A 12,338-nucleotide genomic window follows, 5' to 3' on the forward strand; every position below is an offset into this window, starting at 1 on the left:
GCCACCGCTTACGGCCGCACCAGCAACTGGAAGTCGAACGAATAGTGCGAGGCCCGGTAGAGGTGCGTTCCGAACTCGACCGGGCGTCCGGTGTCGTCGTACGCCGTGCGCTGCATCGTGAGCAGCGCCGCCCCCTCCTCCTCGTCCAGGCGGGACGCCTCGTCCGCCGTGGCCGCGCGGGCGCCGACGGTCTGGCGGGCGCTGTGCAGGGTGATGCCCGCCGAGCGCATCACGCGGTACAGGCCGGTCGACTCCAGGCGGGCGCTGTCCAGGTCGAGCAGGGACGCCGGAAGGTAGTTGCGCAGCAGCGCCACCGGCCGGCCGTGGGTGCGGCGCAGCCGGTCCAGGACGGTCACCTCACCGCCCTCCGGCACACCGAGGGCGGCGGCCACGTCGCAGGCGGCCGGGACGGTCTCGTTGCGCACGACCTCGGTGGTCGGTCCCTGCCCGGCCGCCTCCAGGTCGTCGTAGAGGCTGCTCAGTTCCAGCGGGCGTCTGACCTGGCTGTGCACCACCTGAGTGCCCACGCCGCGCCGCCGGACCAGCAGCCCCTTGTCGACGAGGGACTGGATGGCCTGGCGGACGGTGGGGCGGGACAGGCCGAGGCGGACCGACAGGTCCACCTCGTTGCCCAGGAGGTTCCCCGGGGCGAGGACCCCGCGCTCGATCGCCGCCTCCAGCTGTTGCGCGAGCTGGTGGTAGAGCGGCACGGGGCTGCTCCGGTCCAGGGCGAAGTCCAGCGCGCCGAGCGCCGGAGCGGCCGTGGCGCGGGCCCGGTCACCGGACTTCGCCATGGATGAACCCCCTTACGGGTGTCAGGAGTTGCTCGGGAAGCCGAGGTTGATGCCGCCGTCGGACGGGTCGGGCCAGCGGGTGGTGATGACCTTGCCCTGGGTGTAGAAGGCGATGCCGTCGTTGCCGTAGACGTGCAGGTCGCCGAAGAGGGAGTCCTTCCAGCCGCCGAAGGAGTGGTAGCCGACGGGGACCGGGATCGGGACGTTGACGCCGACCATGCCCGCCTTGACCTCCAGCTGGAAGCGGCGGGCCGCGCCACCGTCCCGGGTGAAGATCGCGGTGCCGTTGCCCCAGCGCGAGGAGTTGATCAGCTGGATCGCCTCCTCGTACGTCTCCGCACGCACGACCGCCAGCACCGGGCCGAAGATCTCGTCCCGGTAGGCGTCCGCCGTCAGCGGCACCCGGTCCAGCAGGGAGACGCCGAGGAAGAAGCCGTTCTCGTGGCCGTCCACCGAGAAGCCCGTGCCGTCCACGACGACCTCGGCACCCTGCTCCGCGGCCGACGCCACGTAGGACGCCACCTTGTCGCGGTGCTCACGGGTGATCAGCGGACCCATCTCGGACGCCGGGTCGTCGCCGGGGCCGATCCGCAGGTTCTTCGCACGCTCGGCGATCTTGCCGACCAGCTCGTCGCCGATGTCGCCCACGGCCACGACCACCGACACGGCCATGCAGCGCTCGCCCGCCGAGCCGTACGCGGCGTTGATCGCCTGGTCCGCGGCGAGTTCCAGGTCGGCGTCGGGCAGCACCAGCATGTGGTTCTTGGCACCGCCCAGGGCCTGCACCCGCTTGCCGTGCTCGACGGCCGCTCGCTGGATGTACTTGGCGATCGGCGTCGAGCCGACGAAGGACACCGCCTCGATGTCCGGGTGCTCCAGGATGCGGTCCACGGCCGTCTTGTCACCCTGCACGATGTTGAGGACGCCCTCCGGCAGACCCGCCTCGGTGGCCAGCTCGGCCAGCCGCAGGGAGGCCGACGGGTCCTTCTCCGACGGCTTCAGCACGAACGTGTTCCCGCAGGCGATCGCCAGCGGGAACATCCACATCGGTACCATCGCCGGGAAGTTGAACGGCGTGATGCCCGCGACCACGCCCAGCGGCTGGCGGATCGAGGCCACGTCCACCCGGGTGGAGACCTGGGTGGACAGCTCGCCCTTGAGCTGGACGGAGATCCCGCACGCCAGCTCCACGATCTCCATGCCGCGCGCGACCTCGCCGAGCGCGTCCGAGTGCACCTTGCCGTGCTCGGCGGTGATGAGCTCCGCGATCTCGTCGCGGTGGGCGTCGAGCAGCTCGCGGTACTTGAACAGGATCGCCGTGCGCTTGGCCAGGGAGGACTGCCCCCAGCTCTCGAAGGCGGCCTTGGCGGAGGCGACCGCGGCATCGACCTCGTCGACGGACGCGAAGGCGACCTGCTTCTCCTGGGCGCCGGTCGCCGGGTTGTAGACGGGGCCGAACCGGCCGGAGGTGCCCTCGACGGGCTTGCCGTCGATCCAGTGGGTGATGGTCTTCATGGTGCGGGGGGCCTTTCGTGGAGCCTGGGTTCAGGGGAGTTCAGAGGTGGTGCCGACGGTCCACCACGTGGCGGTCGTAGCGCTCGCGGGCCTCGACGGCGGCCTCCCGGGTGGCGGTCTCGGCCACCGGCACGTCCCACCAGGCCTCGGCCGGGGGAGCGGTGGCCGCCGGGTCGGTCTCGACGTAGACGCACGTCGGCCGGTCGGAGACACGGGCCGCCGCGAGCGCCTCGCGCAGCTCGCGCACGGTCTTGGCGCGCAGCACGTCCATGCCGAGGCTGGCCGCGTTGGCGGCGAGGTCGACGGGCAGCGGGGCGCCGGTGAAGGTGCCGTCGGCGGCCCGGAAGCGGTAGGCGGTGCCGAAGCGCTCGCCGCCCGTCTCCTGCGACAGCCCGCCGATGGAGGCGTAGCCGTGGTTCTGGATCAGGACGATGTTGACCGGCAGGCCCTCCTGGACGGCGGTGACGATCTCCGTCGGCATCATCAGGTAGGTGCCGTCGCCGACCAGTGCCCAGACCGGGGTGCCCGGGGCGGCCTGCTGGACGCCGATGCCGGCCGGGATCTCGTAGCCCATGCAGGAGTAGCCGTACTCCAGGTGGTACTGGCGCGGGCTGCGGGAGCGCCACAGCTTGTGCAGGTCGCCGGGGAGCGAACCGGCCGCGTTGATCACCACGTCGTCGTCGCCCACGGTCGCGTCCAGCGCGCCGAGCACCTGCGTCTGGGTGGGGACCGCGTTCTCGTCGGCGGCGCGGTAGGCGGCTTCGACCACCTCGTCCCAGCGCTCCTTGCCGGCGCGGTACTCGGCCTCGTAGGCCTCGGACACATGGTGCCCGGCCAGCCCCTCGGCCAGCCTCTCCAGGCCGGACCGCGCGTCGCACACCAGCGTCCGCGCGGCCAGCTTGTGGGCGTCGAAGGCGGTGATGTTGAGGTTGAGGAACCGCACGTCCGGGTTCTGGAAGAGGGTGCCGGAGGCGGTGGTGAAGTCGGTGTAGCGGGTGCCGACACCGATCACCAGGTCGGCGGTGCGGGCGAGTTCGTCGCTGACCGCGGTGCCGGTGTGGCCGATTCCGCCGAGGTCGGCGGGGTGGTCGTGGCGCAGCGAGCCCTTGCCGGCCTGGGTGGAGGCGACCGGGATGCCGGTGGCCTCCACGAACGCCTTCAGGGCCTGCTCGGCCTCGCTGTGGTGGACGCCGCCGCCCGCCACGATCAGCGGCCGCTCGGCCGACCTGATCGCCTCGACGGCAGCCGCCAGTTCCACCGGGTCCGGCGCGGGACGCCGTACGTACCAGACGCGCTCGGCGAAGAACTCCTCCGGCCAGTCGTACGCCTCGGCCTGCACGTCCTGGGGCAGAGCGAGGGTGACGGCACCGGTCTCGGCCGGGTCGGCCAGCACCCGCATCGCCTGCAGCGCGGAGGGGATCAGCGCCTCGGGGCGGGTGATCCGGTCGAAGTACCTCGACACCGGGCGCAGAGTGTCGTTGACCGACACGTCGGCCTCGGCGGGGTGCTCCAGCTGCTGGAGCAGCGGGTCGGGGGCGTGCGAGGCGAAGTAGTCGCCGGGCAGGAGCAGCACCGGCAGCCGGTTGATGGTCGCCAGGGCGGCGCCGGTGACCAGGTTGGTGGCGCCCGGGCCGATGGAGGTCGTCACCGCCTGCGCGGACAGGCGGTTCAGCTGCCGGGCGTAGCCGACGGCCGCGTGCACCATGGACTGCTCGTTGCGGCCCTGGTGGAACGGCATGACGTGCTCGCCCGCCTCCAGGAGCGCCTGGCCGACTCCGGCAACGTTGCCATGGCCGAAGATGCCCCAGGTCCCGGCGATCAGCCGGCGGCGCACGCCGTCCCGCTCGGTGTACTGGGCGGACAGGAACCGCACCAGCGCCTGGGCGGTCGTCAGTCGGCGGGTGGGGGCGCTCATACGGAGGTCTCCGGGGCGGTGTAGAGGGGGAGGCGGGGGTCGACCGGCTGGTCCGGCCAGGTGTCGCGGACCCAGGCGTGGTCGGGGTGGTCGCAGATCAGCCAGGCGCGCTCGGCCTCCGGGCCCGCCATGACGTTGAGGTAGTACATGTGGTGGCCGGGGGTGGCCATCGACGGACCGTGCCAGCCGTCCGGGATGAGGACGACGTCGCCGTCGCGCACCTCCGCCAGCACGTCGGTGTCCCGGCCGGGGCCGGACGGGGAGACGCGCTGGTAGCCGAGGCCGGGGACGCCGTCGTGACCGGCGAACTCGAAGTAGTAGATCTCCTCCAGCACGGACTCCTCGCCGGGCCGGTGCTCGTCGTGCTTGTGCGGCGGGAACGACGACCAGTTGCCGCCCGGGGTGATCACCTCGACCGCGATGAGCTTGTCGCACTCGAAGACCCCGGCCGCGCCGAAGTTGTTCACCTGCCGGGAGCAGTTCCCGGTGCCCCGCAGCTCCACCGGCACCTCGGAGGCCGGGCCGTAGCGGGCGGGCAGTCGGCGGGTGCAGCGCGCGCCGGTCAGCGCGAACCGGCCGCCCGCGGCGGACGTCACGGTCGCGCGGGCGTCGCGCGGCACGTACGCGAAGTCGCTGACGCCGCTGAACACGTCGGCGCGGCCCGTCAGTTCGAAGGTCTCCTGGCCGAAGTCGTCCGCGGCGGCGACCGTGCAGCCGCCGCTCAGCGGGACGACGATCCACTCGCTGTCACCGGTGTCGAAGGAGTGCGCGCCGCCCGGCGGCAGCTCCAGGATCCGCAGGCTGGAGTGGCCCCAGCCGGCCTTCTCGGGAGTGATGTCGACGGTGTAGGGGCCGCCGAGGGCCTTACCCGCGGGGAGGTGATACGTCATCGTGTGCCTTTCGGATCACAGCGGAGCGAGTCACGGACCGGTTCACAACAGGCCGACGGCGGTGTCCACCGCTTCTTCCACGCTGCCCCCGGCCGGGTAGAGCAGCGACCGTCCGACCACCATGCCCTGGACGGTGGGCAGCCGCAGGGCCTTGCGCCAGCGTTCGTAGGCGCCCTCCTGGTCCTCGCCGACCTCGCCGCCGAGCAGCACGACGGGCAGCGTCGAGGTCTCCAGAACCTCGGCCATGTCGTCAGGGTCGTCGGTGACGGGCAGCTTCAGCCAGGTGTAGGCGGAGGTGCCGCCCAGGCCCGAGGCGATCGCGACGGACCGGGTGACCGCTTCGGCGGACAGGTCGTTGCGGACCCTGCCGTCGACCCGCCGGGAGATGAAAGGCTCGACGAAAAGGGGGAGCTTGCGGGCCGCCATGGCGTCGATCGCCCGTGCGGTGGACTCCAGCGTGGTCAGTGACCCCGGGTCGTCGTAGTCGATGCGGACCAGGAGCTTGCCCGCGTCGAAGCGGAGCCGGTCGATGTCCTCGGCGCGGTGGCCGGTGAAGCGGTCGTCCATCTCGAAGGAGGCCCCGGCGAGTCCGCCGCGGTTCATCGAGCCCATGACGACCTTGTTCTCCAGCACCCCGAGCAGGAGCAGGTCCTCCAGGATGTCGGCGGTGGCGAGCACCCCGTCGACGCCGGGCCGCGACAGCGCCGTGCACAGCCGCTGCAGCAGGTCCGCGCGGTTGGCCATGGCCAGGCGCCGGTCTCCGACCCCGAGGGCGCCGCGGGCCGGATGGTCGGCGGCCACGATCATCAGGCGGCCGCTGTCGCCGACCAGCGGGCGGCGCACCCGGCGGGCCGCCGCCTCGGCGACGGCCTCGGGATTGCGGGCTCTGACCGTGGTGAGGTCGGGGATGCCGATGTTCAAGGAAGGCTCCGTTTCAGTGGCTCGTGCTCGGCGACGGCACCCCGGCGAGGAGGTCCGCGACCTCGGACTCGGTGGGCATCGCGGAGGAGCAGGCGAGGCGGGAGGCGACGAGGGCGCCGGCGGCGTTGGCGTGGCGCATGGTCCGCTCCAGGTCCCAGCCGGCGAGCAGACCGTGGCAGAGCGAGCCGCCGAAGGCGTCGCCCGCCCCCAGGCCGTTGACCACCTCGACCGGCACCGGCGGCACCTCGGCCCGGGTGCCGTCGCGGTGCACGGCCAGGACGCCCTTGGGGCCCTGCTTGACGACGGCCAGCTGCACGCCCGCCTCCAGCAGCGCGTCCGCGCAGGCCTGCGGCTCGCGCACGCCGGTGGCGATCTCGCACTCGTCCAGGTTGCCGACCGCGACCGTGGCGTGCCGCAGGGCCTCGCGGTAGTACGGGCGGGCCTCCTCGGGGTCGCGCCAGAACATCGGGCGCCAGTCGAGGTCGAAGACGGTGATGCCGGCCCTGTCGCGGGCCTTGAGGGCGGCGAGCGTCGCGGAGCGGCTCGGCTCCTCGCTCAGGCCGGTGCCGGTGATCCAGAAGATCCGGGCGTCACGGACGGCGAAGAAGTCCAGCTCGTCGGTGTGGATCTCCAGGTCCGGCGCCTTGGGGCGGCGGTAGAAGTACAGCGGGAAGTCGTCCGGCGGGAAGATCTCGCAGAACGTGACCGGCGTCGGGTACGCCCCGACCGGGGTGACCCAGCGGTCGTCGACGCCGAAGCCCTTCAGCGCTTCGTGCAGGTAGGTGCCGAACGGGTCGTCGCCGGTGCGCGTGATCACCGCCGTGCGGCGTCCGAGGCGGGCGGCGGCGACCGCCACATTGGCCGCGGAACCTCCCAGGAATTTCCCGAACGTCTCCACTTTCTCCAGGGGGACGCCGGTCTGCAGGGGGTAGAGGTCGACCCCGATGCGGCCCATCGTGATCACATCGAAATGCTGGGCTGGCTCGGCCATGCGCGACCTCCTCGGGAAGCTGGGGATGCGGGCCCTGGGGCGCCCTGACACCGTGGGGCGTGGATCCACGGGACCTGCCGCCCCCAGGTGTAGGTCCCGGAGGGCGGCGCTGTCAATAGTTTGTACTTACATTCGGACCTGCTCGTGAAATGATGTCTTAACAAAGTATTGACAGCGGGCGCGGCAGGGACTTGTATCCCGTGGCATCACGACAGTCCGCTTGCGGCATCATGATCCGGACTCCGTAAGGCTCCGGGACCACGGATCCCTTCGTGATCCCTTCCTTTCCCCCGCAGTAGCACAGTGAGGTGCCAGGAAAGATGGACCGCTCTTCTCACCCCCGCTCTCGCAGGTTCGCGCCCGTCGTCGCCGTGGCCGCGGCAGCGGCCCTGACCCTCGCCGGCTGCTCCAGCAGTTCCGGGGGCAAGAAGTCCGAGGAAGGCGCCGCGAACGCCTCCGCCGGCAAGGCGACCACGCCGCGCATGACCGTCGCCCTCGTCACCCACCAGGCTCCCGGCGACACCTTCTGGGACACCGTCCGCAAGGGCGCCGAGGCCGCGGCCGCCAAGGACAACATCAAGCTCGTCTACTCCGCCGACCCGAACGCCGGCAACCAGGCCAACCTGGTCCAGAACGCGATCGACCAGAAGGTCGACGGCATCGCCGTCACCCTCGCCAAGCCGGACGCCCTCAAGGGCGTCATAGGCAAGGCCGAGAAGTCCGGCATACCCGTGGTCGGACTCAACTCCGGCCTGAGCGACTGGAAGAACCTCAACCTGCTGGAGTTCTTCGGCCAGGACGAGTCCGTGGCGGGCGAGGCCTTCGGCAAGAAGCTCAACGAGGTCGGCGCCAAGAAGGTCCTCTGCGTCATGCAGGAGCAGGGCAACGTCGGCCTCACCCAGCGCTGCGACGGCGTCGCGAAGACCTTCGAGGGCAAGGTCGACCCGCAGAACGTCAACGGCACCGACATGCCGTCCGTGAAGTCGACGATCACGGCCAAGCTGAAGCAGGACCCGTCCATCGACTACGTCGTCACGCTCGGCGCCCCCTTCGCGCTGACCGCGGTGCAGTCGGTCTCGGACGCCGGCAGCAAGGCGAAGGTCGCCACCTTCGACCTCAACAAGGACCTGATCAAGTCCATCAAGGCCGGCGACATCCAGTTCGCCGTCGACCAGCAGCCCTACCTGCAGGGCTACCTGGCCGTCGACGGCCTGTGGCTCTACAAGAACAACGGCAACTACAGCGGCGGCGGCGAGCAGCCCGTGCTGACCGGCCCGGCCTTCGTCGACAAGTCCAACGTCGACAAGATCGGGGAGTTCGCCGCGAAGGGCACCCGGTGATGAGCATGACCCAGCAGGCTGAGCCGGCGGTGGACACACCGCCGGCCCCCGGCCCCAAGCAGTCCGACGGCCGGACGCGGCAGCGCCCCCTGGCGCTGCGGCTGCTCGCCCGGCCCGAGGTCGGTGTCTTCCTCGGCGCCGTCGCCGTCCTCGTGTTCTTCCTGTTCGCCGCGCCGCCGGTGCGCGACGGCAGCTCGATGGCCAACATCCTGTACCAGTCGTCGACCATCGGGATCATGGCGCTGCCCGTGGCCCTGCTGATGATCGGCGGCGAGTTCGACCTGTCCGCCGGTGTCGCCGTGGTCACCTCGGCACTGACCGCGTCGATGCTCAGCTACCAGCTGACCCTGAACGTCTGGGTCGGCGTGATCGTCGCCCTGCTCGTGTCGCTCGCGATCGGCGCCTTCAACGGCTGGCTGCTGGTCAAGACCGGCCTGCCGAGCTTTCTGGTCACCCTGGGGACGTTCCTGATCCTCCAGGGCGTGAACCTTGCGATCACCAAGCTGGTCACGGGCAACGTCGCCACCGACGACATCAGCGACATGGACGGGTTCACCCAGGCGCAGAAGCTCTTCGCCTCGACCTTCGAGGTCGGCGGGGTCAACGTCAAGATCACCGTGGTCTGGTGGCTGGTGTTCGCCGCCCTCGCGACCTGGGTGCTGCTGCGGACCAAGTACGGCAACTGGATCTTCGCCGTGGGCGGCAACAAGTACTCCGCGCGGGCCGTGGGTGTGCCCGTGACCTTCACCAAGATCTCACTGTTCATGCTGGTCGGCTTCGGCGCCTGGTTCGTCGGAATGCACCAGCTGTTCTCCTTCAACACCGTCCAGTCCGGCGAGGGCGTGGGCCAGGAGCTCATCTACATCGCCGCGGCCGTCATCGGCGGCTGCCTGCTGACCGGTGGCTACGGCTCCGCGATCGGCACGGTCTTCGGCGCCTTCATGTTCGGCATGGTGCAGCAGGGCATCGTCTACGCCGGCTGGAACCCCGACTGGTTCAAGGCCTTCCTCGGCGTGATGCTCCTCGGCGCCGTTCTCATCAATCTGTGGGTCCAGCGCACGGCGACCCGGAGGTGACCGCGATGACCAGCGAAGAAACGGGCACCCACGGTGCCGTCCTGAAGGACACCCCGCCCGCCGACGAGCGTCCCCTCATCGAACTGCGTGGCGCCGGCAAGTCCTACGGCAACATCCGCGCCCTGCACGGCGTCGACCTCACCGTCCACCCCGGCAAGGTGACCTGCGTCCTCGGCGACAACGGCGCCGGCAAGTCCACCCTCATCAAGATCATCTCGGGGCTGCACCAGCACACCGAGGGCGAGTTCCTCGTCGACGGCGAACCGGTGCGCTTCTCCACCCCGCGCGAAGCTCTCGACAAGGGCATCGCCACGGTCTACCAGGACCTCGCGGTCGTCCCGCTGATGCCGGTGTGGCGCAACTTCTTCCTCGGCTCCGAGATGACCAAGGGCCCCTGGCCCGTACGCCGTCTCGACATCGAACGGATGAAGAAGACCGCGGACGAAGAGCTGCGCAACATGGGCATCGTCCTGGACGATCTGGAGCAGCCCATCGGCACGCTCTCCGGCGGCCAGCGCCAGTGCGTCGCCATCGCCCGCGCCGTCTACTTCGGCGCCCGCGTCCTCATCCTGGACGAGCCGACCGCCGCCCTCGGCGTCAAGCAGTCCGGTGTGGTGCTGAAGTACATCGCCGCCGCCCGTGAGAAGGGCCTGGGCGTCATCTTCATCACCCACAACCCGCACCATGCCTACATGGTCGGCGACCACTTCAGCGTGCTGCGCCTCGGCACCATGGAGCTGTCCTCCTCCCGCAGCGACGTCAGCCTCGAAGAGCTGACCAACCACATGGCCGGCGGCGCCGAACTGGCCTCTCTCAAACATGAGTTGTCGCAGGTCCGTGGTGTCGACGTCGAAGAGCTCCCCGAAGAGGGAGACCTCACCGCACCCGTAGCCACCTCTTCGGAAGGAAAGTCCTGACATGGCCCTCGCGCTCGACCGCATCCGGGTAGGCTCCGCCCCCGACTCCTGGGGGGTCTGGTTTCCCGACGACCCCCAGCAGGTGCCCTGGGAACGCTTCCTCGACGAGGTCGCCGAGGCCGGCTACTCCTGGATAGAACTCGGCCCCTACGGCTACCTGCCCACCGACCCGGCCCGGCTCACCGACGAGGTGACCAAGCGGAACCTCAAGGTGTCCGCCGGAACCATCTTCTGCGGCCTGCACCGCGGCCCCTCCGAGTGGGACTCCACCTGGGAGCAGGTCAGCCGGGTCGCCGCCCTCACCCAGGCCATGGACGCGGGGCACCTGGTCGTCATCCCGTCCTTCTGGCGTGACGACAAGACCGCCGAGATCCTGGAAGCGCCGGAGCTCACCGTCGAGCAGTGGCGCAACCTCACCACGGGCATGGAGCGCCTCGGCCGCGAGGTCAAGGACACCTACGGCCTGGACATCGTCGTCCACCCGCACGCCGACACCCACATCGACACCGAGGAGCACGTCGAGCGGTTCCTCGACTCGACCGACTCCGACGCGGTCAACCTCTGCCTGGACACCGGGCACTACGCCTACTGCGGCGGTGACAGCGTCAAGCTGATCGAGACGTACGGCGAGCGCATCGGCTACCTGCACCTCAAGCAGGTCGACCCGGAGATCCTGGCCGACGTGGTGAAGAACGAGGTGCCCTTCGGCCCCGCGGTGGCGCGCGGTGTGATGTGCGAACCGCCGGCAGGCGTGCCCGAGTTGGGCCCGGTCCTCACGGCCGCCCAGAAGCTGGGCGTGGACCTGTTCGCCATCGTCGAGCAGGACATGTACCCCTGCGAGCCGGACAAGCCGCTGCCGATCGCGGTGCGCACCCGCAAGTTCCTGAGGTCCTGCGGAGCCTGACGACCCGAAAGGACGGCCATGACGGAGCGTGCCCCGCTGGGAATCGCGGTCATCGGTACCGGACGGATGGGCGCCGACCATGTGCGCCGCATCCACGACGTCACCAGCGGAGCACGGGTGGCCGCCGTCGTGGACGTCGACGCGGAGCGCGCGAAGGCCGTCGCCGCCCGTGTCGACGGCTGCACCGCCCACACCGACCCGGCCGCCGCGATGGCCGCGTCCGACGTCGACGCCGTCCTGATCGCCTCCCCGGGCCCGGCCCACGAGGCCACCCTCCTCGCCGCCCTCGAGCACGATCTGCCCGTCCTGTGCGAGAAGCCGCTCACCCCCGACGCGGCCTCCGCCCTGCGCGTCCTCGACGCCGAACTGCGCCTCGGCCACCGCCGGATCCAGGTCGGCTTCATGCGCCGCTACGACCCCGAGTACGCGAAGCTGAAGGCCCTGCTGGCGACGGGCCAGCTGGGCCGTCCGCTCATGCTGCACAACCGGCACCGCAACGCGGCCAGCCCGCCCTTCTTCACCAGCTCCATGCTCATCAGCGACTCCGTCGCCCACGAGGCCGACGCGACCCGCTGGCTGCTGGGCCACGAGATCACCGCCGTCACGGTGCTGCGCCCCACCCCTTCGGCCAACGCCCCGGACGCCCTGCAGGACCCCCAGTTCGTCGTCTTCGAGACCGACGGCGGCGCCCTCAGCGACGTCGAGATCTTCGTGAACTGCGGCTTCGGCTACCAGGTCCAGGCGGAGGTGGTCTGCGAACGCGGCACGGCCCGCATCGGCGACGGCCACGCCCTGGTCACCAACATGGCCGGCCGCTGGGGCGGCACCATCACCCAGGACTTCACCGAACGCTTCGAGACGGCCTACGACCAGGAGATCCAGACCTGGGTCGACGCCACCCGCCGCGGTGAGGTCACCGGCCCGAGCACCTGGGACGGCTACGCCGCGGCGGCGGTGTGCGAGGCGGGGGTCAGGGCGCTGGCGGACGGCGGCCGGGTGGAGATCGAGCTGGTGGAGAAGCCGGCGCTGTACGCGTGACAAGGGGCTCGGGTCGCAGTCCCGGCCCCTTGCCCCA

General features: G+C 70.7%; 11 protein-coding genes. 5 read left to right on the forward strand and 6 right to left on the reverse strand.

Annotated elements, in window-relative coordinates:
• Positions 1–8: 8 nt before the first annotated feature.
• The 6 genes from ACZ7EG_RS19025 to iolC are packed head-to-tail and all read right to left on the reverse strand — an operon-like array spanning position 9 to position 7,026.
• Positions 9–794, reverse strand: a complete 786-nt coding sequence (locus ACZ7EG_RS19025) for a GntR family transcriptional regulator (protein ID WP_471079675.1) — start codon at positions 792–794, stop codon at positions 9–11.
• Positions 795–815: 21 nt separating this feature from the next.
• Positions 816–2,309 carry a CoA-acylating methylmalonate-semialdehyde dehydrogenase gene (locus ACZ7EG_RS19030; protein ID WP_471079678.1) on the reverse strand — a complete coding sequence of 498 codons (1,494 nt, stop codon included), beginning with the start codon at positions 2,307–2,309 and terminating at the stop codon, positions 816–818.
• A 40-nt stretch (positions 2,310–2,349) separates the two neighbouring features.
• Positions 2,350–4,224, reverse strand: coding sequence for a 3D-(3,5/4)-trihydroxycyclohexane-1,2-dione acylhydrolase (decyclizing) (iolD, locus tag ACZ7EG_RS19035; RefSeq protein ID WP_471079681.1), 1,875 nt, complete (start codon positions 4,222–4,224; stop codon positions 2,350–2,352).
• Positions 4,221–5,114, reverse strand: coding sequence for a 5-deoxy-glucuronate isomerase (gene iolB / locus ACZ7EG_RS19040; RefSeq protein ID WP_471079684.1), 894 nt, complete (start codon positions 5,112–5,114; stop codon positions 4,221–4,223). Before iolB ends, iolD begins: the two co-directional genes overlap by 4 nt.
• A 42-nt stretch (positions 5,115–5,156) precedes the next feature.
• Complete coding sequence (locus ACZ7EG_RS19045; RefSeq protein WP_471079686.1) at positions 5,157–6,035, reverse strand: Cgl0159 family (beta/alpha)8-fold protein; 879 nt, start codon at positions 6,033–6,035, stop codon at positions 5,157–5,159.
• 13 nt (positions 6,036–6,048) lie between these two features.
• Positions 6,049–7,026 (reverse strand): 5-dehydro-2-deoxygluconokinase, encoded by a 978-nt coding sequence (gene iolC / locus ACZ7EG_RS19050; RefSeq protein ID WP_471079689.1) that lies wholly within the window; start codon positions 7,024–7,026, stop codon positions 6,049–6,051.
• 320 nt (positions 7,027–7,346) lie between these two features.
• On the opposite strand from iolC, the gene ACZ7EG_RS19055 reads away from it, so the two are divergent.
• From ACZ7EG_RS19055 to ACZ7EG_RS19075, 5 genes are read left to right on the forward strand one after another with little or no spacing between them, the layout of a single operon-like run.
• Complete coding sequence (locus tag ACZ7EG_RS19055; RefSeq protein WP_471079692.1) at positions 7,347–8,366, forward strand: sugar ABC transporter substrate-binding protein; 1,020 nt, start codon at positions 7,347–7,349, stop codon at positions 8,364–8,366.
• Entirely contained in the window at positions 8,366–9,442 is a 1,077-nt protein-coding gene (locus ACZ7EG_RS19060) for an ABC transporter permease (protein WP_471079695.1), read from the forward strand. Before ACZ7EG_RS19055 ends, ACZ7EG_RS19060 begins: the two co-directional genes overlap by 1 nt.
• A gap of 5 nt (positions 9,443–9,447) precedes the next feature.
• Positions 9,448–10,359 (forward strand): ATP-binding cassette domain-containing protein, encoded by a 912-nt coding sequence (locus ACZ7EG_RS19065; RefSeq protein WP_471079698.1) that lies wholly within the window; start codon positions 9,448–9,450, stop codon positions 10,357–10,359.
• A gap of 1 nt (position 10,360) precedes the next feature.
• Complete coding sequence (locus ACZ7EG_RS19070; protein ID WP_471079701.1) at positions 10,361–11,263, forward strand: sugar phosphate isomerase/epimerase family protein; 903 nt, start codon at positions 10,361–10,363, stop codon at positions 11,261–11,263.
• A gap of 18 nt (positions 11,264–11,281) precedes the next feature.
• Positions 11,282–12,301, forward strand: a complete 1,020-nt coding sequence (locus ACZ7EG_RS19075) for a Gfo/Idh/MocA family protein (protein ID WP_471079704.1) — start codon at positions 11,282–11,284, stop codon at positions 12,299–12,301.
• Positions 12,302–12,338: the final 37 nt, after the last annotated feature.

Source organism: Streptomyces sp. NPDC037100 (genome assembly GCF_055606225.1).